Genomic DNA, 23201 nt, shown 5'->3' on the forward strand with positions numbered 1-23201 from the left:
ATGTCAATGTCTCAACCTCAAAGTGTCGCAGTGTATGCTCCGGCCTCAATTGGTAATGTCAGTGTTGGATTTGATGTTCTTGGCGCTGCTGTATCACCGATTGACGGTACTTTGCTTGGTGACCGAGTTTTAGTTAAACCATCGGATGCATCATTTGATTTGAAAACTGCAGGAAGCTTTGTCGCGAAGCTTCCAACCGATCCGAAAGAGAATATTGTCTACCATTGCTGGCAAGTCTTTTCCCGTGAATTGGAAAAGAAAAATATTCCTTTATTGCCACTGGAAATGACACTAGAAAAAAATATGCCGATTGGCTCAGGTTTAGGCTCTAGTGCTTGCTCCATTGTTGCGGCCTTAGATGCGTTAAACCGTTTTCATCAGCAACCATTAAATGAAATGGAATTACTGGCGTTAATGGGTGAAATGGAAGGGCAAATTTCTGGTGGAATTCACTACGATAATGTTGCGCCTTGTTACTTAGGTGGCTTGCAACTGATGCTGGAAGAGCTTGGTATTATCAGCCAAGAAGTCCCTTGTTTTGATGATTGGTATTGGGTAATGGCTTATCCGGGCATTAAAGTGTCGACAGCAGAGGCACGCTCGATTTTACCTTCTCAATATCGTCGCCAAGATATTATTGCCCATGGTCGTCATCTTGGTGGCTTTATTCATGCGTGTCATTCAGGGCAACCAGAGCTCGCAGCTAAAGTGATTAAAGATGTGATAGCAGAACCCTATCGAGCTAAGTTGTTGCCAGGTTTTGAGGATGCTCGTCAATACGCGATGTCGGCAGGCGCATTAGCCTGCGGTATTTCTGGTTCTGGTCCAACACTATTTACTATTTGTAGTAAGAAAGATGTGGCAGAACGAGTTGCACATTGGTTAAATGAAAATTACATACAAAATGATGAAGGTTTCGTGCATATTTGTCGTTTAGACAAGGAAGGTTCGAGAGTAACAGGAAGTGAACTATGAAGTTGTACAATATAAAAGAAAATGATGAGCAGGTCTCTTTTGGCCAAGCTGTACGTCAAGGTCTAGGGCGTAATCAAGGGTTATTTTTTCCATCAGAATTACCTAAGTTTGATGATATTGAATCATTATTAGCGGAAGATTTTGTTAGTCGTAGTAGTAAAATTTTATCGGCATTAATTGGTGATGAGTTAACTGCTGAACAAGTAAATCAACTGGTCTCGGCGGCTTTTCAATTTCCAGCACCGATTAAATCAGTCAAAGATGGCGTTTACGCCCTAGAGCTTTTCCACGGTCCAACATTGGCTTTTAAAGATTTCGGTGGCCGTTTTATGGCGCAATCTTTGGCGGCTGTCACTGCTGATAAAGGCCAGAAGATTACCATATTAACAGCGACTTCTGGTGATACTGGTGCGGCGGTTGCCCATGCTTTCTATGGAATGGAAAACATTAATGTGGTGATCTTGTATCCAAAAGGAAAGATCAGCCCATTACAAGAAAAACTATTTTGTACTCTAGGTGGTAACATTCACACAGTGGCGATTGATGGTGATTTTGATGCATGCCAATCATTAGTAAAGCAAGCTTTTGATGATCAAGCGTTACGTGAAGAGATTGGCCTTAACTCTGCCAACTCAATCAACATTAGCCGTTTAATGGCGCAAATATGCTACTACTTTGAAGCTGCCGCTCAAATGACAAAAGCTGAGCGTGATAATTTAGTTATCTCAGTGCCTAGTGGTAACTTTGGTAACTTAACTGCTGGCTTACTGGCTAAAGCGTTGGGACTACCGATTAAGCGCTTTATTGCCGCAACCAATGCCAATGATACAGTGCCTCGTTACCTTGAAACCGGTAAGTGGGATCCAAAACCAACTGTCGCGACAACTTCTAACGCGATGGATGTTAGCCAACCAAATAACTGGCCGCGCATTGAAGAACTATGTCGCATTAAAGGTTGGGGCTTAGATACTCTAGGTAAAGGTATGGTAACTGACACACAAAGTGCTGAATCCGTGGTTGAGTTGAATAACCTTGGTTACTTATGTGAGCCGCATGGTGCGATTGCATACCGAGTGCTAACTCAACAGATTCAAGAAGGTGAAACCGGTTTATTCTTATGTACCGCGCACCCAGCTAAATTTAAAGAAGTGGTGGATGAAATACTGGATACAGATATCGATGTTCCAGGGCCATTAGCAAAACACGGTGCGATGGCATTGCTTTCTGAAGATCTTGCGGCAGATTTTGATTTGCTGAAAGAAGTGTTGAGAAGAGTGCAAGGTTAACCGTAGCTCGAAAGCTCGTTACTAGTCACTCGAAAAAGAAAAGCTCAAAAGAGGTTAAATTCTTTTGAGCTTTTTTATTTATATGAATTCCGAGCTACGAGAAACGTAAACCCGAAAATCGTTATTACATAGACTCTGTAAACGTACGAGCGATAACGTCGCGTTGTTGCTCAGCCGTTAGAGAATTAAAACGTACTGCATAACCAGAAACACGAATAGTTAGTTGTGGGTAATTTTCTGGGTGTGCAACTGCATCTTCTAGTGTTTCTCGAGAAAGAACGTTTACGTTTAGGTGTTGACCACCTTCGATGCGTGGTGCAGTTTCAATTTTTACTTCACGGTATTCGATGTTGCCTAGAGAATCAGCAGCAACAACTTGATCTGCTTCAAAGCCAGCTTCAGCGGCAACACAACGTGCTTCATTTTTGTCGCTATCTAGTAACCAGATAGAGTTTAATAAATCGTCGTTTGCTGCTTTAGTAATTTGGATACCTTGGATCATGCCCATCTCCTTTGTCACCTAAGTGGAATTAAATATGATGTTATTTTCGAACTAAATGATGATGTCATTATATACCTAATAACCACAAAATTAATATTGATTTAAATCAATAAACCACCAAAGTCAGATTTCATTATTGGTGTGTTTTCTTGCTGTAAATCAAGAAAACCAAAAGAAATAAGGGTTTGTAAGATTATTTTAAACTGTAAAAAATAATTGAAGTGCAAGTGTGTGGTTAATTTACTACGAAAATAACCGCATCCTTGTGGTTCGTCTTGCGCTCTCCTCGCGATACAATGACAAAATTAACTGAAAGTAAGGATAGGGATTAAATGATGTCAACGTGGGATGATGTGATCGAAAATGAAAAACAACAAAGCTATTTTAAACTGCTTGAAAGCTTTGTTGCGAGTGAGCGAGCTCAAGGTAAAAACATATACCCTGAAGAGAGTTTAGTTTTTTCAGCATTTAACCATACTCCATTTGATCAAGTAAAAGTGGTGATACTAGGACAAGATCCTTATCACGGGCCTAATCAAGCGCACGGTTTGGCTTTCTCGGTACAAGTTGGGGTTAAAACGCCGCCTTCTTTAGTTAATATGTATAAAGAACTGGCACAAGATATAGAAGGCTTTACTATTCCAGGGCACGGCAATCTAGTGTCTTGGGCCAAACAAGGTGTGTTGCTATTGAATACGGTATTGACGGTGGAACAAGGTAAGGCGCATTCGCATTCTAAGTCTGGTTGGGAACAGTTCACAGACCAAGTGATTGTAGAATTAAATCAAAATCATAGTGGATTGGTTTTTTTATTATGGGGAGCTCACGCGCAGAAAAAAGGCGCATCCATTGATACTTCTAAGCATCACATTTTGACCGCTCCTCACCCGTCTCCTCTTTCAGCTTATCGTGGTTTTTTTGGTTGTCAGCATTTTTCTCAAGCCAATACGCTTTTATTACAGCAAGGTAAGTCGCCAATAAACTGGGCTTCGGTAAGTTTACAACAAAATGAACAATTTGAATTGATTTGAGCTTATTCTGGGTTTGGCTCACAGAAAATGAACATGAGCTATACTGATTGAACAATATTTGACCATGGACAATAGCAAAGGAAAAGTATCACCTATAGTGGTGGTAGTTGACTGAGTAGGAGGGAGCCATGCTAAGAAATATTATAAGTCGTGAGCACAACTATATGGTGCGATTGCTGGTTATTTTGGACCAGAAACTTAATTTATTAAAACAAGAGAAACCAATTAATTACCTGATTATTAATGATATTATTTCTTATCTTCAACAGCATTCGGAAATGACACACCATCCAAAGGAAGATCTTATCTATCATTATTTCTTAGAGCATTATGGTGATAATCATAATATTGCCAATTTGCTGGAAGAGCATAAAAACTTATCGGAAACGACCAAGGAGTTTTCTGATTTACTGGAAATGGTGTTGCAAGATGCGGTGGTCCCTAATGATGTATTTAGTGAGCATTTAGAGAATTTTATCTATCAACAAAAAAAGCATTTAGATTTTGAAGAGCGTGAAATTTTACCTACCTTAAAGAAGCAGTTTACTGAGCAGGATTGGTTAGCGGTTGAAAAATTGTGGGGTAGTGAAGATAGAGATCCACTCTTTGGACAAAGTATTGATAAAGAATACCAACGCCTGTCTGAATACATGAAGTCTGATATCTAAGTCTAGATTGATGAAAAATAAAGCAGACACATTTCAAGCGTGTCTGCTTTATATTATGTAATTCTGAAAATGATGACATTTTAGTTTAAAAGTTAAAAATCCAAAGTTTAAATATCAAGGTCTTCTAAATTGTACTCGCCAAAGTAATCCAGCTCTTTCAATTCCTTCTGTAGTTGGCGTCTATCTTGAATCGCTTCAATTTCGCGCCACTTTCTCTTTGTCGGCTTAGTCTTGTGAGCACGATAAGGGTTTGGTTCCATTGCCATGATGTCTTCTAATTGGAAGCTGTCCATCTGTAATCCCTCTTTGTTGATACTGAATCCTATTCAGAACTTTATTGATATCACACTTTTTAAGAGGTTAACCTTGATGTATTTCTCATTTGTTTCTAAAAGATGAAATTTTCGTGTCATTCTGCTGCTTGATTCATGATTTAATTTTGAGCAAAAAAACGCCTTTTAATAAATAATTTTTGTAGGAAAACATGGAGAGTTGAGTGGCGATAGGTTGCAAGTGTGTTAATGATGTTAATGGTATATTTACTTGACTTGCGAGTTAGATATTTAAATTGAATTACCAAATAATAATCGATCAGGTGTTCGAGTAGAGACCTTGATAACTCTTGGGTTCACACTATTTACCTATTTTTAACAAATGTACGAAATTGGATTTTTATTTCTTAAATTACATAGTCAAAAGTTTGTTTTTCATGTGAAAAAACAGCTTAATTATACCAAAAAATTACTATCTACTAGTGTAATAATGCATAACTATGAATAAAATTTGATATTGATTTTTGACGCGTAGCCCTGCATTATCCTGCCGGTCATTATCAGTTTTGTCCTTACTTTAGGTGTTAAAATTGCATTTTGATGTGCCTTTTTCTTTAAACATAATAAAAGTAATGAATATATAAAGAGATAAGGCAAACACTCAAATGACTTGAGTGTTGAGGGAGCTCACTCTCATGGTGAGGGTAAATTAATTATTAATTTAGGTGAGGTTTGCGTGACGGATCTAATAGCTTTATTAAATGATCTTCTTTGGGGATCTATTCTGGTTTACTTATTGGTTGGGGTTGGTGTGTATTTCACAGTACGTCTTGGCCTTATTCAATTTCGCCACTTTACGCACATGTTTTCAGTGTTAAAAAACAGTCGTAAAGCAGATGCATCTGGTATTTCATCTTTCCAAGCGTTTTGTACCAGTTTAGCTGCGCGTGTTGGTACTGGTAACATGGCAGGTGTTGCAGTTGCTTTAACCGTTGGTGGCCCAGGAGCAATTTTCTGGATGTGGCTCATCGCTATGGTTGGTATGGCAACCGCATTTGCAGAAAGTACTTTAGCCCAGTTATACAAAACCAAAGGTTCTGACGGTACTTATATTGGCGGTCCGGCTTATTACATGGAGAAAGGTCTAGGCATGCGCTGGATGGGCATCCTTTTCTCAATCTTCCTGATCATTGCTTTTGGCTTGGTATTTAACGCGGTTCAATCAAACTCTATTGCGGATGCGATGCATACCGCTTTTGCTTGGAATAAAGCAATGGTCGGTGGTGTATTGGTTGTGCTTTCAGGTTTCGTTATCTTCGGTGGTATCCGTAAGATCGCTCGTACTGCGGAAATTCTTGTGCCAATTATGGCAATTTTCTATCTAGTGTTAGCAGTGATTGTTATCTTGATGAATCTAGATAAAGTACCCGGTGCTTTAGCGCTTATTTTTAAGAGTGCTTTCGGTTTGCAAGAAGCCGCAGCTGGTGGTGTAGGTTACGCTATTATGAATGCGATTAAGACGGGTGTTGCTCGCGGTTTGTTCTCGAACGAAGCCGGTATGGGCTCAGCACCAAATGCGGCAGCGGCAGCAACGCCATATCCACCACACCCAGCATCACAAGGTTATGTACAAATGCTAGGTGTGTTTGTTGATACGATTGTTATCTGTACAGCAACAGTATCAATTATTTTGTTATCTGGTGAATATGTGCCACACGGTGAAGTTACAGGTATCATCTTGACGCAAAATGCATTGAGCTCTCAAGTTGGTGCGTGGGGTAAAACCTTCGTTGCTATCGCGATCTTCTTCTTTGCATTCACATCAATCATTGCTAACTACTCTTACGCAGAAAGCAATATTGTGTTTATCTTTAAGAAATCTCGTCATGCTAAAAACATCTTCCGTGTCATTGTACTTGGTATGGTGATGTTTGGTTCATTAGCGACACTACCAACGGTATGGTCTCTTGCTGATGCTTCAATGGGCTTGATGGCGATTGTTAACTTAGTGGCTATCTTATTGTTGTCTGGTATCGTTATTAAACTAGCCAAAGACTACAACAAGCAATTAGATGAAGGTAAGTTACCGACATTTGATGCGAAAGATTTCCCTGAACTGCATTCTCAAATTGAAGAAGGTGTATGGGGTAAAGAGTTGAAGTAATAACTTTGACCTATACCACTAATAGTAAAAGCCATGCAGCGATGCGTGGCTTTTTTGTTATAATGATCAACATTATTTCAGAACACATGGATTGAATATGCTGATATTGGTTTCTCCTGCAAAAACACTTGATTATGAATCTTTACTTCCTACTCAAAAGCACACTCAACCTGATTTAACCGAGCACTCTGCTGAGTTAATTGAAGTCTGCCGTCAGCTTACGCCTGCAGGTGTGTCCAGCTTAATGAAAGTCAGTGATAAGATTGCTGGGCTTAATGTGGCTCGTTTTGCTCAATGGAGCCCTGAGTTTAGTTTTGAAAATGCACGTCAGGCGCTGTTTGCTTTTAAAGGCGACGTCTACACCGGACTAGATGCGAATAGTTTGTCAGAAGCGGATATCGACTATGCTCAGTCTCATTTAAGAATGCTGTCGGGCTTGTATGGTTTATTGAAGCCACTTGATTTAATGCAGCCATATCGCCTAGAAATGGGCACAAAGCTTGCGAATCCACGTGGTAGTAACCTGTATCAGTTCTGGGGCGATATCATTACCGATAAAGTCAATGATGCGTTACAAGCACAAGGTGATGAATGGTTAATTAACCTAGCGTCGAATGAGTACTTTAAAGCGGTGAAACCTAAAGGTGTAAAAGGTAAAATTATTACCCCTGTATTTAAAGACTGCAAAAATGGCACTTACAAGGTGATCAGTTTCTACGCGAAAAAAGCCCGCGGTATGATGGCGCGTTACATCATTGAAAATAAAGTAGAAGATCTGGATACGTTGAAAGCATTCGATACGGCTGGCTATTACTTTGTGGCGGCAGAGTCTACGGAAACCGAATTGGTGTTTAAGCGAGCAGAGCAGTAATCTGCATTTCTTGTTGCCTGAAAGCGTAAACTTGAAAACGTAAAAAAGGAGCGAATAGTCGCTCCTTTATTGTTTGGAAATGGTTTAGCAAGAATGTCTTACTTTTTCTTCTTTTTCACTGCTGTTTTCTTCTTCGCAGCAGGCGTTTTCTTTTTCTTCTTCTTAAAGGTTGCCTTTTTGCTTTGTGGGCGAAGGTCTTTAATGTAACGCTCTTTAATTTCATCTTGAGTGTAGCGCATTACACGATCAATCATCGGTTGGTCATGGGCTTCAATTAAAGAAATCGCATTGCCTTTTTTACCGGCGCGGGCAGTTCGCCCAATACGGTGTAGGTAAACATCAGCAGTTCGTGGCATATCGTAGTTAATGACATGGCTCACATCCGGTAAATCGATACCTCGCGCTGCTACATCGGTAGCAATTAATACATTCACTTCACCATCGCGGAAACGTTGAATAGCATTGTTACGGCGATCTTGAGGCATTTCGCCTTGGATCCATGAGCAAACGATTTGTGCGCTTTCTAGCTGTCCACGAAGCTCTGCGAGACGCTCACGGGTTTTGACAAAGATAATACTGCGCTCTGCTTGTTCAGTAAGAATATTTTTTAGCAGCGCTAATTTATGTTCAGCGTGATCGGCACGGTGATACCATTGGGTGATTTTTTTGCGTTCACGTCGAGAAGGATCTGCTTCCACTTTAATTGGGTTCTTTAGTAGATCTTCCGTAAAACCTTCAACACCGCGGCCTTCTAAGGTTGCAGAGAAAAGTAGCGTTTGTTTACGCCAGCGACATTCTGCCGATAGACGGTCAACGACTGGACCAAAGCCCATATCTAGCATGCGATCCGCTTCATCTAAGATCAGCCATTCAATCGCACGGCAATCAAAACGTTCAGCTTCGATGTATTCCATTAAACGGCCAGGCGTTGCAACCACGATATCTTGAGTGGTACCTAAAATATCCGCGTGTTCTTGATACATCACGCCACCGGTAATAGTGAAGATGTTTAAGTTGGTATTTTTTGCCAGTGCGCGAGTTTGGTCAGCCACTTGCATCGCCAGTTCACGAGTTGGCGTTAAGATTAATACGCGAGCCGGACCGGCTTTCTTGCGCGGGAAATCTTGTAAAAACTGTAGAGCAGGAAGTGCAAATGCAGCCGTTTTCCCTGTACCAGTAGGAGCTGACGCTAAGACATCCTTGCCATCAAGCGCTTGTGGAATGGCATCCGCCTGAATTTGAGTCGGGCGCTCAAAGCCCATTTCTTCAATGGCTTCAATAAGGTTTTGGTCTAAATCGAGTTCAGCAAAAGTTCTGATCACGTCATTTCTCCAACAAGCCATTTGGCTTTAGGTTCAGGGTTTATTAACGGTCGCGCATTATATACCCAAGTAACGGCAAGATGCGAGTTTCAGTGAGAGATCTCTTATTTTATTACCATCACTACATCTTGAGATAAAAATCGCGAGTCAGTTGAATAAATGGTTCGCTATAACCGTTAGCTTGGTGAATCGTTAATTGGCTATTCTGACATTCGGTTTGAACGCGAGTTAAGGTGAATAATAGTCGATAGCCGGGTTTATGCTCAGTGGTATTGACTTGGCAGAGTCGCTCTACAAACCAGCCTTGCTCTAAGGCTAGTTGAATAAACGCTTCGCCTTCTGTTTTCGGTAAAATAAAACTCGCACTGCCGGCTGGTTTTAATAATTTAGCACAAGCGTTAAGCAACTCACTGTGTGGCAAAGTCTGTGTGTGACGTGCGATTGCTCTGGCTTGCCAATCGGAAGTAGCACCCGAATTGAAGTAGGGTGGGTTACAAATAATATGATCAAATTTCAGGTTTGATTCTAATTGCTGAGCCGCGCTCTTGATAACTCGAATTCTTTTGTTCCAAGGGCTGTTATCGATATTATATTGCGCCGATTTAATTGCATCCTCATCAATATCAATCGCGGTAATCTGACTTTGTTGGTTTCGTTGGGCGCACATTAACGCTAGTAACCCAGTACCGGTTCCAATATCAAGTATTGAACTGTGGTTGGATATTTTAGCCCAGGCACCGAGTAATATCCCATCAGTACTGACTGCCATGCCGGAATGACCACCGTAAATTGAGAACCGCTTAAAATGAAAGTCTTTAGTTTTATTCATAATATCAATAGCTTTGGTGTAAGTGACTAATTATTGGTCTTAATATGGTTTTTTATGCTTATTTGTAATTCTGTTGTTTTTATTTTGTTAAGTTATTAATTCTTTGTTTGATGGTCATCAGTAGAGATAAACACTGCTTTTTTGTTTTAATTTTGTTATTTTATGGTGTTTTATTGCTGTTTGCTTGCGCGTTGGCTCTAATTTGTTCATTATCTTGCTCCTTATATTCAGGTAGAGTTTTATACCCAACTCGCCTCTTGAAGTCACTTGGGTATATGTTTTGTTCTTCTGAAATGCAATTCATTACTAATATATTAAGGGTTTATTTTGAACCAAAAGTTAAAAATAACCGATATTTGGGCCCTAGGCTTCATGTTGTTTGCGTTCTTTTTAGGCGCTGGTAATATCATCTTCCCCCCACTGGCTGGTCAATTAGCTGGCGAATCGGTGTCTTTTACTATGTTGGGGTTTCTTAGCACTGCAGTAGGTCTACCTTTATTAGGTATTATTGCCATTGCGCTAGTCGGTGGCGGTTGGGATAAACTGACCCAAGACTTACCTAAAAAAGCGGCGACAATTGTTGCTGTACTTTTCTTTATTATCATTGGTCCTGCTTTTGCTGCGCCTCGTACCGGGCTTGTAGCATATGAGATGGGCTTGAAACCCTTTATTGCTGAACCATCACAAATACATCTCACTATTTTTTCAATCGTCTTTTTTGCTATTGCGATGGGGTTTGCTTGGTCTCAAGGTAAGCTGTTAGATGTGATTGGTAAGGTGCTGACTCCGGTTCTGTTTTTAGGGTTAATCGTCCTCTCTGTAATGGTATTCATTAACCCTCAAGGTGATATTGTTGCTGCACAAGGTCGCTATGTAACCCATGCATTTAGTAGCGGTTTCCTTGATGGTTATAACACTATGGATACTTTTGCTTCGCTGATGTTTGGTACTTTGATCATTGAAGCTTTACGTAACAAGAAGATTACTGATAAGCGTGCGGTAACTCGTTATGTAACCTATGCGGCATTTATTGCAGCGGGTGGTTTGGCTTTGGTTTACATTTCATTGTTTTACCTTGGTGCGACCAGTAATAGTATTGCGGCTGGCCTTGATAACGGTGGCGCAATTTTAAGTGTTTATGTTCAAGCTCTATTTGGTACTGAAGGTCAGTTCGTTTTAACTACCATTGTATTATTGGCTTGTTTAACGACTTCAATTGGTTTGATTTCCGCTTGTGCCGATTACTTTAGCTCATTAACACCAATTAGCTATAAAGGATGGGTTATTGTCGTCGGTTCAGTATGTGCATTAGTGGCGAACGTTGGTTTAACGGAATTAATTGCCTTATCTATACCGGTATTATTTGCTTTGTACCCAGTGGCGATTGCGATTGTATTCCTAACTCTGGTTCGTTCTCGTTTACCAAACCGTGCTTTGGCGTATCGTTTTGTTGTTTGCTTATCTTTATTATTTGCTTTGATTGATGCAGGTAAAGCAATCGGTATTGATATGTCAGTATTCAACTTCTTGCCGTTGTTTGATTACGGTATGGCGTGGATGTTGCCAACATTGGTTGCGATTGCGGTGATGATGTTTGTCCCAAAGTGCGAACAGCAAGCGAATGAAGTAGCTGAGTTAAGCGAAGATATGGCTTAATCGGTTAACAATCTAACAAGAAAAAGGCTTAGTAGATTCAAATTGCTAAGCCTTTTTTGTATTCGAATGTGTTTAAACGATAAAATTATAAACTGTCGTGATACTCAACAAGGATTTGTTCGCACCATTGCTCGATACGTTCATCGCTGAGTTCATATTGAGAATCTTCATCAAGCGCTAAGCCAACAAAATGCGTTTTATCTTCAGTAAGGGCTTTTGATTGTTCAAACTCATAGCCTTGGTTGGGCCAGTAACCGAGAAACTTAACTCCCGTTGTTATTAGTTCGTCGTGCAGCATCCCCATCGCATCGAGAAACCATTCGCCATAGCCTTCTTGATCGCCTAGACCGAATAATGCCACGTACTTGTCGTTTAGAGATAGCCCATCGAGTTGCTGCCATACTGCGCTCCAATCTTCTTGTATCTCACCGAAATCCCAAGTGGAAATTCCTAAAATAAGGAAATCATAATCTTGAAGTGTTGAGACTGGGGTATCTTTAATATTGTAGATATCGACCAGATCTTCGCCAATTATTGCGCGGATTTTTTCCGAAGCCATTTCGGTGTAACAGGTGCTTGAACCGTAGAATAATCCAATCTTCATAAGTCTTTTTAAACGTTTGATGAATTTGTGGTTAATTCTAACGATAAAGCTGCCTGCTTTACATGCTTTCAGTAAAATTAGTGGCAATTATGAGTAAGCTACCGTAGTCTCAGCATGGATATTCGACATTAAGTGAGTGAATAGGTGATGCAGTCTGAATTAGCTCTGGTAGAGCGTTTTCTTGATTCAATTTGGCTAGAGAAAGGCTTGTCAGAAAATACCTTGCAGTCTTATCGACATGATCTCGATAAGTTGGTGGGATGGTTAAGTCAGCAATCGATGAATTTGTTAACTGTAACAACTGATGACTTACAAGCCTACCAAGCTTGGTTATTGGAGCAAAATTACAAGCAAACTTCTCGAGCACGTATGTTGTCTGCCATGCGTCGATTATTTCAATATTTTACTCGTGAGAAGTTGCGTAGCGACGATCCTAGCGCGTTATTAATTGCCCCTAAGTTGCCGAAACGCTTGCCGAAAGATTTATCTGAGCAACAGATTGAAGCTTTGCTCGATGCACCAATTGTTGAAGACCCTCTAGAACTACGTGATAAAGCCATGCTAGAACTGCTTTATGCTACCGGCTTACGTGTGACTGAATTGGTGAGTTTGACCATGGAAAATATGAGCCTGCGCCAAGGAGTAGTGCGCGTGATGGGCAAGGGGGGTAAAGAGCGTCTCGTACCGATGGGAGAAAATGCTATTGAATGGATTGAAACCTACATAGAGCAAGGTCGCCCGGCATTATTGGGTGAGAAAAGCTCAGATGTGGTTTTCCCGAGTAAACGTGCTCGGCAAATGACCCGTCAAACCTTTTGGCATCGCATTAAATTTTATGCTCAACATGCTGGTATTGATTCTGAAGCGCTGTCTCCACACGTATTACGCCATGCCTTTGCGACGCATTTACTCAATCATGGTGCTGACTTGAGAGTGGTGCAAATGCTGCTCGGACATAGTGACTTATCGACCACACAAATTTATACTCATGTGGCAACCGAAAGATTAAAACAAATCCACCAAGAGCATCACCCTAGAGCTTAGTTCTAGGATGTGTTATTGGACAACTTTTATCCATATTGTAGGTGTTTTATGCATTTTGCTTCTTTGTTTGATTCAATTAACGTTAAGTCAGTTTGTGCTAAAGGAGCATTGGCTTTTTCCGCATTGATATTTTCACTATTGAGTTTGCCAAGTTTTGCGAGCACAGAAGCTAATCAAGCTGAAATCAGTGCACGCTTTGTGAATCTTGGCATTAAAGTGACAGAGGTCGCGCCATCACCGATTGATGGTTTATATGAAGTGATCACGAATCAAGGCATTTTCTTTTCGAGTGCGACGGGTGACTTTTTTATTCAAGGCAAAATGTACAGCCTAGATAAACAAGGTAACTTCAGTGATTTAATGGCGAAAAAATACGCGAAGCAAGTTGAGAAGTTTGCTGATGATATGATCGTCTATAAAGCCAAAGATCAAAAATATGTGGTAACGGTATTTACCGATATTACTTGTGGTTACTGCGTAAAACTGCATAAAGAAATACAAAAATATAACGATCTAGGTATTACGGTTCGTTATATGGCATACCCTCGTCAAGGGCCGACTGGTGATGTTGCGCAAGCGATGGCTAAAGTATGGTGCGCAGATGATCGTAAAAAAGCTTTGGATGATGTGAAGATCAATCGCAGTTTTGATTTTGATAGTAACAATTTACCTAAATGTCAGAAAATGATCAGTGAGCAATATGCTTTTGGTGCTCAATTAGGCATTAGTGGTACGCCTGCCATTTTATTGTCTAATGGCCGAATAGTAGGTGGTTACTTACCAGCTAACGATTTACTTGAGGCGCTAGACGCTGAAAATTTATAATGAATAATCTATCTAACACACCGACCGAAATGACATTTTTTGCTCGCTTTGAAGACGATATTCTGACGGGCAAAAAGACCATTACTATTCGAGATGAAGCAGAAAGTCATTATGTGCCTGGCAGCGTAGTGACAGTATCGACCTTAGAGCAAGGGCGAGTCTTCTGCCAATTGAAAATATTATCCGTCACGCCGGTATTATTATCTCAACTTACCGAATTTCATGCCGAGCAAGAGAACATGACATTGCCTCAATTGAAATCCGTGATTCAAGACATTTACCCCGGTTTAGAACAGTTATTTGTGATTGATTATCAGCTTTATTCTACAAATGCTTAAACTCTCCTTAACCAATTAAGAGTATTATGACGACTATTTCTCGCCGACCTGATGTTGATCTTTCTATCTTACCTGAGTCGATTTCACCCTTATTACGTCGCATTTATATTAATCGTCAGATCCAGAATGTCAGCCAATTAGAAAAGGGCGCGAAAGGACTACACTCTTATCAGGCGTTGCATGGTATTGAGCTTGCAGTGTCGTTATTGTTTCAAGCGATTAAACAGAAACAACGTATTATCGTGGTTGGTGATTTTGATGCGGATGGCGCGACCAGTTCGGCTTTATCTGTACTCGCGATTCGTATGCTAGGTAGTAGTAATGTCGACTACCTAGTGCCTAATCGTTTTGAAGATGGTTATGGCCTAAGCCCTGAAGTGGTCGATCAAGCGATTGAGCGCGGCGCGCAAGTGATCATGACAGTGGATAATGGCGTCTCTTCTATTGAAGGGGTGCGTTATGCCAAGGAGCAAGGGTTAATTGTGATCGTCACCGACCACCATTTACCTGGTCATGAATTGCCAAATGCCGATGCGATGGTTAATCCTAACCTGCAACAATGCTCTTTTCCTTCAAAAGCATTAGCGGGTGTCGGTGTGGCGTTTTATCTCATGCTGGCTCTACGTGCTGAAATGCGAACGCAACAATGGTTTGCTCAACAAAATATCCCCGAGCCTAATTTAGCAGAACTGTTAGATATAGTCGCACTCGGCACCGTAGCCGATGTGGTACCACTGGATGAAAATAATCGAATTTTAGTTCATCAAGGCTTGCAAAGAATTCGTGCTGGTAAAGCGCGCCCGGGCATTCAAGCGTTAATTGAAGTGGCAAAACGTGATGCTAAGCGTCTTGTGGCAGCAGACTTTGGCTTTGCGCTAGGGCCAAGAATTAATGCGGCTGGACGCCTTGAAGATATGTCGTTTGGGGTCGAGTTATTACTGAGCAACAATATTCATGCCGCGCGCCGCATGGCCAGTGAACTGGATGGTTTAAACCACATGCGCCGTGAAATTGAGCAAGGCATGAAGCAAGAAGCAATGGCATTTTGTGAGCGTTTGCTGAACGCGAAAGGCGGCCTAGAAGATAAGTCGAATTTGCCGTATGGCTTAACTTTATTTCAAGCCGATTGGCACCAAGGGGTAATTGGAATTTTAGCCTCACGTATTAAAGATGAATTTCATCGTCCAGTGATCGCATTTGCCGACGGCGGTGAGTTGTCGAATGGAGAGCTTTCTTTAAAAGGATCATGTCGTTCGATTCCCGGGCTTCATATGCGTGATGTTTTGGATAAGATCGACACTCAAAACCCTGGGATCATTGTAAAATTTGGTGGTCATGCGATGGCAGCGGGTTTAACGATCTACCAAAATAAATTCGAACAATTCTCTCGCTTGTTTGATTTGGCGGTACGCGAAGAGCTTGATGAATCAGCGCTGGAAGGTGTAATTTTATCCGATGGTGAATTAAAGCCAGAAGAATTTTCGATGCATACCGCAGAAGAGTTACGTGCTGGTGGTCCTTGGGGGCAAGCTTTCCCTGAGCCGATTTTTGATGGTGAATTCAAATTATTGCATCAAAAACTGGTGGGTGAAAAACATTTAAAAATGATGTTAGAGCCGCTGTTTAAAGGTCATCCAACAGGCATTATGATTGATGCGATCGCCTTTAATGTTGATTTACGCCGTTGGCCAGATGCTTCCGTGAAAACCGTTCACTTAGCTTATAAACTTGATATAAATGAGTTTCGTGGCAATCAATCATTGCAATTGATGGTTGATCATCTAGAAGCTAAATGAAACGAGTAAAATTCCTGTATATTCATCATCAATTTAGGTAGAATTCTGCGCCTATCTATGCATTGAAAATAGCATGGAAAATGAATTTATTTCTCAAATAAGTGATAAGCCAACATGTTTGAAATCAATCCGATTAAAAACCGCCTTCAGGACGTTGCCGAGCGCACCAATGTTCTGAGGGGGTATCTTTGACTACGATGCTAAGAAAGAGCGTCTAGAAGAAGTCAATGCCGAACTTGAACAACCTGATGTCTGGAATGAACCTGAGCGCGCTCAAGCCTTAGGTAAAGAACGTTCAGCTTTAGAAGCGGTTGTTGACACTATTGATCAACTGGATCAAGGTTGTGATGATGTTGAAGGACTATTAGAACTTGCGGTTGAAGAGCAAGATCAAGAAACCTTTGACGAGATCGAACCTGAACTTGCCGATCTTGAAGCGAAATTAGAAAAGCTTGAGTTCCGCCGCATGTTCGCTGGTGATCACGATGCTTCTGATTGTTATATCGACTTACAATCAGGCTCTGGTGGTACCGAAGCACAAGATTGGACTTCGATGATGCTACGTATGTATTTACGTTGGGCAGAAGCCAAAGGGTTCAAGACGGAAGTGATTGAAGTATCAGAAGGGGATGTGGCTGGCCTTAAAGGCGCGACAGTCCGTATTTCTGGTGAATATGCTTATGGTTGGCTACGTACCGAAACCGGCGTGCATCGCTTAGTTCGTAAATCACCATTTGATTCAGGTGGTCGCCGTCATACCTCATTTGCGTCGGCATTTATTTACCCTGAGATTGATGACAACATCGAAATTGATATTAACCCATCGGATTTACGTATCGATGTATATCGTGCATCTGGTGCCGGTGGTCAGCACGTAAACACTACGGAATCGGCGGTACGTATTACGCACGTACCAACGAATATTGTGGTGCAATGTCAAAATGATCGTTCTCAGCATAAAAATAAAGATCAGGCGATGAAGCAGCTTCGTGCAAAATTGTTTGAGTTTGAATTGCAAAAGCAAAATGCTGAAAAACAAGCCAATGAAGATTCGAAATCTGATATCGGTTGGGGCAGCCAAATTCGCTCTTATGTATTAGATGATTCTCGTATTAAAGATCTTCGCACAGGCGTGGAAAACCGAAATACTCAAGCAGTATTAGATGGCGATCTTGATAAATTTATTGAAGCAAGCTTGAAGTCAGGACTCTAAGTTCAGCAACAAGCTAAGCGCAAAGAATTCCTCTTCTTTTAGAAGATAACTCATTTTTTATAAGGGCACATGATGACTGAATCAAACAGCCAAAACCAAATTGATACAGCAGAAGAAAATAAACTGATCGCTGAGCGTCGTTCTAAATTGGATCACATCCGTCAAAGCTGTAAAGCAAACGGCCACCCAAATGATTTTCGTCGTGAGCACTTAGCGGCAGATCTTCAAGCGGAATTTGGTGAAAAATCAAAAGAAGAATTAGAAACGCTGAATCATATTGTCGCGATTGCTGGTCGTGTAATGGCAAAACGTGGTCCATTCCTCGTGATTCAAGAAACCTCTGGCCGTATCCAAGCGTACGCTGCGAAAGATGTACAAAAAGAATTAAAAGAGAAATACCAAGGTCTGGATATCGGTGACATCATCGGTGTGAAAGGGGCATTGCATAAGTCAGGTAAAGGCGATCTTTACGTGAATATGGAATCATACGAGTTGCTGACTAAAGCACTACGTCCACTGCCTGAAAAATTCCATGGCTTAACTGACCAAGAAATGCGTTACCGTCAGCGTTATGTTGACCTGATTGTAAACGAAGATTCACGTACTGCTTTCATTATTCGCTCTAAGCTTGTGATGGCAATTCGTAACTTCATGGCGAAAAAAGGCTTCCTAGAAGTTGAAACGCCAATGATGCACGTTATCCCTGGAGGTGCAACAGCGCGTCCATTTATTACTCACCACAATGCGTTAGATATTGATATGTACCTACGTGTTGCTCCAGAGCTTTATTTGAAGCGTTTAGTTGTCGGTGGTTTTGATCGCGTATTTGAAGTAAACCGTAACTTCCGTAATGAAGGTCTATCGCCTCGCCATAACCCAGAATTCACTATGATGGAATTCTACATGGCGTATGCGGATTACAACGATCTTATGGATCTTACTGAAGAAATGCTAAGTACAGTTGCGATTGAAGTGCTGGGTGAAACCTCTATGCCTTACGGCGAAGAGCGTGTTGAGTTCGGTGGTAAATATGCACGTATGAGCATGATCGATGCAATCAAACAATACAATCCAGACCATGCTGATATTGCTAACTTAAATGAAGAAACGGTAAAAGATCGTGACTTTATGGTTAAGATTGCTAAATCAGTTCATGTCGAAGTAGAAAGTTTCTGGACTTGTGGTCAACTACTTGAAGAGATCTTTGGTGAAACCGCTGAACCTCAACTTATTCAGCCTACCTTCATTACAGGTTACCCAGCAGATATTTCACCACTGGCTCGTCGCAGTGATTCGAATCCCTTCTTTACTGATCGATTTGAATTCTTTATCGGTGGCCGTGAAGTGGCGAATGGTTTCTCTGAACTCAATGATGCAGAAGACCAAGATGCACGCTTTAAAGCACAGGTTGAAGCCAAAGATGCAGGTGATGATGAAGCGATGTTCTACGATGCTGACTACATTACAGCACTTGAACACGGTTTGCCGCCAACAGCGGGTCAAGGTATCGGTATCGATCGTCTAGCCATGCTATTTACAGATACTCATACTATTCGTGACGTGATCCTATTCCCAGCAATGCGTCCACAGCAATAAGTGAGAAAGTAATACCGGATTATTGCCCACCATCTCATTGGTGGGTTTTTTTTATCTGAAATTCGGAAAAATATTCTAAGCATCTATTTTTATTAAATAAACTGTCCGTCTCAAAAATAAGAACCCCTTTCATAGCTTTAATAATGTTGTCCTGTGTATGATTCCTTATCTGATGAATAAGTAGTCAAAAGGATACGATATGGAAAAGTATTTCCGAATGAATTCGCTACCGGGTTCGCTTTTAGTGATTGGAGGGCGACTCGATACTTGGCATGAGAAAGTAGTACTCGCAGGTTGGAAAGTGGAACGCTGTGGCGATTTAAGGCTCGGTCAAACCATGATCGAGCGAATTGGTCCGTGTATTGGGCTGATTGATCTTACGAATGATGACTTCAGTTTAAGTGCGATTGCCTATTTAGTTACTAATAATAAACATGTCCGTTGGATGGCTTACATAAAAGAGCACCAACTCAATCAAGATTCTATTTGTCAGTTCATCGTTAACTTCTGTATTGATTTCTTCACTTTGCCTATGCCAGAAAAACTATTGTTAAGCAGTATTGGCCATCAGTTAGGCATGTTGAAAATAGAGAAGAAGGTATGGCCAGAAAATATGTTGGATAACCAAGCTCTCTTAGTCGGTGATTCTTTATCAACTAAGCGCTTGCGTGAGCAGGTTAAACGTATTGCCAATACTGATGCTAATATTATTATTGCGGGTGAAAGAGGGGTTGGGAAACAGCTCGTCGGAAAATTAATTCATGACGCTTCATCACGTAGCACATGTGCTTTTGTGGTTGTTAATTGCAGTGCTTTACCAGAAAAACGTTTTGAAAGAGAGGTTTTTGGTTTTGAAAGAGAAAGCCAAACACCAGGCTTTAAAACTAAACTTGAAGAGGCAGACCAAGGAACCTTACTGCTGAAAGACATTACTGCATTGCCAAAAAGCCAACAAACTCATTTATTGCACTTTATTAATCATCCAGTTATTCAGACTGATAATGGCGAAAAAACCTTAGATATTCGAATTATAGTTTCAAGCCATAATAATCTTGAGCAAAAGGTACAAGAATCGGAGTTTTCTGCTGAGTTGTATTATCTATTAAAAATTCTTAAAGTGCATGTCACCCCTCTGAAAGATCGTTGTGGTGATATTGCCAGTATAGCGCATTATTATATTCAACAATTTAGTCGAGAATATAACACTCAAGCTCGTAATCTTTCTTCTCAAGCTCTTAAGGCTTTAACCCAATATCATTGGCCCGGAAATGTCAGAGAATTACTTAATCAAATTAAACGAGCAGTCTTAGTTTCTGATGGAATAGTGATTGAATTAGAGCATTTTGATTTACCGTCTCAAAGCCAAAAAATTCGCACCTTAAAAATGATCAGAGAAGATTCTGAAAAAGAAGCACTAGTGAAAGTATTAGAGGCACATGATGGACAAGTATCGCTCGCTGCGAAAGAGCTGAAGATATCGAGAGCAACTATGTATCGCTTGCTTGGTAAACATAAATTGGTCTCAGAGGCGTGAAACGATAACGGCTTACTGGTGGTTATGAATCACCTACGACAGAAAAGGGAAGTGATCACTTACTTCCCTTTGTGTTTTTAAAATTATTAAGTATGAATTATGGACAAGGATTAGGGTACTGAACACCTACTTGATGAAGATCTTGCAGTAGTTCGTCAGAGAGTTGGGTATCGATACTATCAATGTTCGCTTTTAGCTGTTCCATTGTGGTGGCACCGATAATATTCGACGCAACAAATGGGCGTTGATTAACAAATGCTAATGCCATTTGTACCGGATCAATATCGTGTTTTTTAGCAATATCGATGTAGGTTTGGGTTGCGGCCTCACCTTGTGGTGTAAAGTAACGAACAAAGCGTTCAAATAAGCTACAACGAGCGCCATCTGGTCGAGCGCCATTGAGATACTTACCACTTAATACCCCGAATGCTAGCGGCGAATAAGCCAGTAACTCGACACCTTCATGGTGACTAATTTCTGATAGGCCAACTTCAAAGCTGCGGTTGAGTAGATTATATGGGTTTTGAATCGATACGATCCTTGGCAAATCATGCTTTTCTGCTAAACGTAGCAACGTCATCACGCCCCATGGAGTTTCATTTGATACACCGATATAACGAGTTTTACCCGCTTTCACTAACTCCGCTAATGCTTCTAATGTTTCGATAAGAGTGACTTCTTGCTGTTCATCTAAATAAGGGTAGTTGAGTTGTCCAAAGCGGTTGTTATTACGTTGAGGCCAATGTATTTGGTACAAGTCAACGTAATCGGTTTTGAGACGTTGTAAGCTGCTATCCATTGCGAGATGAATATTACGACGATCGAGACTCATGTTTTCACGAATGTGAGACATACGGCCTGGGCCTGCCACTTTGGTCGCCAAAATGATTTTTTCGCGTTTACCTGATTTTTCTAGCCAATGACCAATATATTCTTCGGTGGATCCTTGGGTGCTAGGCTTTGGCGGAACAGGATACATTTCTGCGGTATCGATGAAGTTAACCCCCCTTTCGAGCGCATAATCTAATTGTTCGAAAGCTTCTTTTTGAGTGTTCTGTTCACCATAGGTCATTGTACCTAAAGCTATTTTACTGACTTCTAAATTAGAGTGCGGGATTTTGTGGTATTTCATTGCACATCCTTGGGCGATCGTTGAAAAATCATATAAATGGTTTGTTCAATATATAGCAAAAAAGCTCGAGTAGTAAGTCAGTTAGCTAAGGTTAGATTTTTGTTCTAGACTGGAATATAACACCATGAATTGTCCTGAGTGGGAGGTAAGGATGAGAAAACAGCAATTGGATCACTGGTTGCAAGCGAGTAAAAATGAGGAGTGTGACCCTCCTAAAGTATTTGTGGTGAGTTGTGCTGATCTTTCCCACTATTCACTTGCTGTTGAATATAAACATCGACTTGAGCCGATCATGGAAAAAGATCAATTAGCTTATTTCAATTCTTTAGAATCGGTAAAGGATGAGTTAAAAAAATTAGGCTTATCCAGTGCTTATCTTAGATTGCATAATGCTTATGATGAATTTGGCGCTGAGGGACTCGATCTTTTTCAGGATATTGAATTACATCTCGCTTCTTAGTGGATTAAGTGGCAGGGTTTTACTAGGTAACAGACGGTGGCTATGAAGATCGTTGCAAATGATTTAGTAAAATATTCGCTGTGAATTGTTTCCGTAAATAAAAACCTCTTGGTAAGGCCTTGATAGGCTGCCCATTGGCACTATAGGCTTCTGTTACCACTTTACTATTGGCCGCTTTAGGTCGTAGCTGCATTACTTCCCCGTGCTTAGCCGTAATCTGCTCTACCTTCCCTAGTACGATAAATTCCATCAACTCTTCCCAATCTTGTTGAAGTTGTTGTTCTTCTTGAGCACTTGGAGACCATAAGATTGGACGACCAACTCGGCGTTCAGCAAGAGGGATATCTCGTTCACCTTCAACCGGGATCCATAATACTTTTGCGAGTTTATGCTTAACATGGCTATTCTGCCAGGTTAGCCCATTGACTCCGGTTAAGGGGGCAACAGATATAAATGTAGTTTCCAATGGTTGACCATTAAATCCAATTGGAATGGTTTTTAATTCAATGCCTAAATGCTCAAAATCTGGTTGAGCTTTACTGCCAGATTCGGCACCTAAATGCCATTCAAGTAATTGTCCTACCCAACCTTTTTCCCGTTTGAGATTTTCGGGAACAATAATACCAGCTTGGTGTGCTAAAGAAGCAAAAGAACGAGCAACAATCTTTTCGGCTCGTTGCATCAATTCTTGTTCTGTCTTAGGGGGTAACGGCATAGCAAATGATCTGATTAAAAAACAAGGGTTCTATAGTACATTATTTTTAACAAGGATCTTATTCGCTTTGATCTTATTATGTTGTTAAATTAACTTATCCACAGGTTTTTTTCTGGATGGTGAAAATAAAAGTGATGACGATCACTTTATTCACATTTGCTGTAATAAAAGAATATGTATGAGTCCTTTTTGAGCGCTTTAGTATGATCTAATGTGGATAATATAAATCATGATGGATCTTTGACCGATCTGTGCCTATAAAAGATCCTAAAGATCTTTTATTTGTCTTCAATTGGATTTTTGTTCCTATTGTTATGTTTTTAAATAACTTTATTCTATTTTCGCATGACAGTTTGACTGTTGTATTT

22 protein-coding genes are annotated in these 23201 nt (G+C 40.7%); 15 read left to right on the forward strand and 7 right to left on the reverse strand.

Features of this window, described 5'->3' with window-relative positions; all coding sequences use genetic code 11:
- Positions 1 to 6 precede the first annotated feature (6 nt).
- Together thrB and thrC are read left to right on the forward strand one after the other, a co-directional pair.
- A complete protein-coding gene (gene thrB / locus ACE3G9_RS06875; protein WP_449218793.1) occupies positions 7 to 975 on the forward strand; it encodes a homoserine kinase in 969 nt (322 codons plus the stop codon).
- Complete coding sequence (gene thrC, locus ACE3G9_RS06880; protein WP_449218768.1) at positions 972 to 2261, forward strand: threonine synthase; 1290 nt, start codon at positions 972 to 974, stop codon at positions 2259 to 2261. The genes thrB and thrC overlap by 4 nt, the downstream gene beginning before the upstream one ends.
- A 124-nt stretch (positions 2262 to 2385) precedes the next feature.
- Here the strand turns inward: thrC and grcA are convergent, their stop codons facing one another.
- Complete coding sequence (gene grcA / locus ACE3G9_RS06885; protein ID WP_417880195.1) at positions 2386 to 2763, reverse strand: autonomous glycyl radical cofactor GrcA; 378 nt, start codon at positions 2761 to 2763, stop codon at positions 2386 to 2388.
- Positions 2764 to 3095: 332 nt separating this feature from the next.
- On the opposite strand from grcA, the gene ung reads away from it, so the two are divergent.
- Both ung and ACE3G9_RS06895 read left to right on the forward strand, forming a co-directional pair.
- Positions 3096 to 3794 (forward strand): uracil-DNA glycosylase, encoded by a 699-nt coding sequence (ung, locus tag ACE3G9_RS06890; protein ID WP_417880194.1) that lies wholly within the window; start codon positions 3096 to 3098, stop codon positions 3792 to 3794.
- Positions 3795 to 3922: 128 nt separating this feature from the next.
- Positions 3923 to 4462 (forward strand): hemerythrin domain-containing protein, encoded by a 540-nt coding sequence (locus ACE3G9_RS06895; RefSeq protein WP_449218769.1) that lies wholly within the window; start codon positions 3923 to 3925, stop codon positions 4460 to 4462.
- A gap of 107 nt (positions 4463 to 4569) precedes the next feature.
- On the opposite strand, the gene ACE3G9_RS06900 is transcribed toward ACE3G9_RS06895, so the two are convergent.
- A complete protein-coding gene (locus ACE3G9_RS06900; RefSeq protein WP_417880192.1) occupies positions 4570 to 4755 on the reverse strand; it encodes a DUF3545 family protein in 186 nt (61 codons plus the stop codon).
- Between the two features lie 715 nt (positions 4756 to 5470).
- Here ACE3G9_RS06900 and ACE3G9_RS06905 point away from each other — a divergent pair.
- Positions 5471 to 6898: an alanine/glycine:cation symporter family protein gene (locus ACE3G9_RS06905; RefSeq protein WP_417880191.1), complete on the forward strand. Its 1428-nt coding sequence runs from the start codon at positions 5471 to 5473 to the stop codon at positions 6896 to 6898.
- Positions 6899 to 6995: 97 nt separating this feature from the next.
- Positions 6996 to 7769, forward strand: a complete 774-nt coding sequence (gene yaaA / locus ACE3G9_RS06910; protein WP_417880190.1) for a peroxide stress protein YaaA — start codon at positions 6996 to 6998, stop codon at positions 7767 to 7769.
- A 98-nt stretch (positions 7770 to 7867) separates the two neighbouring features.
- On the opposite strand, the gene srmB is transcribed toward yaaA, so the two are convergent.
- Together srmB and ACE3G9_RS06920 are read right to left on the reverse strand one after the other, a co-directional pair.
- Complete coding sequence (gene srmB, locus ACE3G9_RS06915) at positions 7868 to 9091, reverse strand: ATP-dependent RNA helicase SrmB (RefSeq protein ID WP_417880189.1); 1224 nt, start codon at positions 9089 to 9091, stop codon at positions 7868 to 7870.
- 121 nt (positions 9092 to 9212) lie between these two features.
- Positions 9213 to 9920: a tRNA1(Val) (adenine(37)-N6)-methyltransferase gene (locus ACE3G9_RS06920; RefSeq protein WP_449218770.1), complete on the reverse strand. Its 708-nt coding sequence runs from the start codon at positions 9918 to 9920 to the stop codon at positions 9213 to 9215.
- A gap of 327 nt (positions 9921 to 10247) precedes the next feature.
- Between ACE3G9_RS06920 and brnQ the strand changes: the two genes are divergently transcribed.
- A complete protein-coding gene (gene brnQ, locus ACE3G9_RS06925; protein ID WP_417880187.1) occupies positions 10248 to 11576 on the forward strand; it encodes a branched-chain amino acid transport system II carrier protein in 1329 nt (442 codons plus the stop codon).
- 85 nt (positions 11577 to 11661) lie between these two features.
- On the opposite strand, the gene fldB is transcribed toward brnQ, so the two are convergent.
- A complete protein-coding gene (gene fldB, locus ACE3G9_RS06930; protein WP_417880186.1) occupies positions 11662 to 12180 on the reverse strand; it encodes a flavodoxin FldB in 519 nt (172 codons plus the stop codon).
- Positions 12181 to 12327: 147 nt separating this feature from the next.
- On the opposite strand from fldB, the gene xerD reads away from it, so the two are divergent.
- The 7 genes from xerD to ACE3G9_RS06965 all read left to right on the forward strand — a co-directional run bounded on the left by xerD (position 12328) and on the right by ACE3G9_RS06965 (position 20526).
- On the forward strand, positions 12328 to 13224 hold the full coding sequence (gene xerD, locus ACE3G9_RS06935) for a site-specific tyrosine recombinase XerD (protein WP_417880185.1): 897 nt from the start codon (positions 12328 to 12330) through the stop codon (positions 13222 to 13224).
- A gap of 48 nt (positions 13225 to 13272) precedes the next feature.
- The gene (gene dsbC / locus ACE3G9_RS06940; protein WP_417880184.1) at positions 13273 to 14049 is read left to right on the forward strand and encodes a bifunctional protein-disulfide isomerase/oxidoreductase DsbC; all 777 of its coding nucleotides are present in this window, start codon (positions 13273 to 13275) and stop codon (positions 14047 to 14049) included.
- The gene (yqfB, locus tag ACE3G9_RS06945; RefSeq protein WP_417880183.1) at positions 14049 to 14387 is read left to right on the forward strand and encodes a N(4)-acetylcytidine aminohydrolase; all 339 of its coding nucleotides are present in this window, start codon (positions 14049 to 14051) and stop codon (positions 14385 to 14387) included. Before dsbC ends, yqfB begins: the two co-directional genes overlap by 1 nt.
- Positions 14388 to 14413: 26 nt before the next feature.
- Positions 14414 to 16183 carry a single-stranded-DNA-specific exonuclease RecJ gene (recJ, locus tag ACE3G9_RS06950; RefSeq protein WP_417880182.1) on the forward strand — a complete coding sequence of 590 codons (1770 nt, stop codon included), beginning with the start codon at positions 14414 to 14416 and terminating at the stop codon, positions 16181 to 16183.
- A gap of 114 nt (positions 16184 to 16297) precedes the next feature.
- Positions 16298 to 17396, forward strand: a protein-coding gene (gene prfB / locus ACE3G9_RS06955) for a peptide chain release factor 2 (RefSeq protein ID WP_417880181.1) whose coding sequence is annotated in 2 segments (ribosomal slippage) — positions 16298 to 16372 and positions 16374 to 17396 — 1098 coding nt in all. Because the reading frame shifts where the segments join, the coding sequence is not laid out codon by codon here.
- Between the two features lie 72 nt (positions 17397 to 17468).
- A complete protein-coding gene (lysS, locus tag ACE3G9_RS06960) occupies positions 17469 to 18992 on the forward strand; it encodes a lysine--tRNA ligase (RefSeq protein WP_449218771.1) in 1524 nt (507 codons plus the stop codon).
- 199 nt (positions 18993 to 19191) lie between these two features.
- Positions 19192 to 20526, forward strand: coding sequence for a sigma-54-dependent transcriptional regulator (locus ACE3G9_RS06965; RefSeq protein ID WP_449218772.1), 1335 nt, complete (start codon positions 19192 to 19194; stop codon positions 20524 to 20526).
- Between the two features lie 97 nt (positions 20527 to 20623).
- On the opposite strand, the gene ACE3G9_RS06970 is transcribed toward ACE3G9_RS06965, so the two are convergent.
- Positions 20624 to 21658 (reverse strand): NADP(H)-dependent aldo-keto reductase, encoded by a 1035-nt coding sequence (locus ACE3G9_RS06970; RefSeq protein ID WP_449218773.1) that lies wholly within the window; start codon positions 21656 to 21658, stop codon positions 20624 to 20626.
- Positions 21659 to 21809: 151 nt separating this feature from the next.
- Here ACE3G9_RS06970 and ACE3G9_RS06975 point away from each other — a divergent pair, with 151 nt between their 5' ends.
- Entirely contained in the window at positions 21810 to 22118 is a 309-nt protein-coding gene (locus tag ACE3G9_RS06975; protein ID WP_417880177.1) for a DUF6482 family protein, read from the forward strand.
- A 40-nt stretch (positions 22119 to 22158) separates the two neighbouring features.
- On the opposite strand, the gene mutH is transcribed toward ACE3G9_RS06975, so the two are convergent.
- Positions 22159 to 22833 carry a DNA mismatch repair endonuclease MutH gene (gene mutH, locus ACE3G9_RS06980; protein ID WP_449218774.1) on the reverse strand — a complete coding sequence of 225 codons (675 nt, stop codon included), beginning with the start codon at positions 22831 to 22833 and terminating at the stop codon, positions 22159 to 22161.
- Between the last annotated feature and the right edge of the window lie 368 nt (positions 22834 to 23201).

The organism is Vibrio sp. E150_018, from assembly GCF_053544035.1.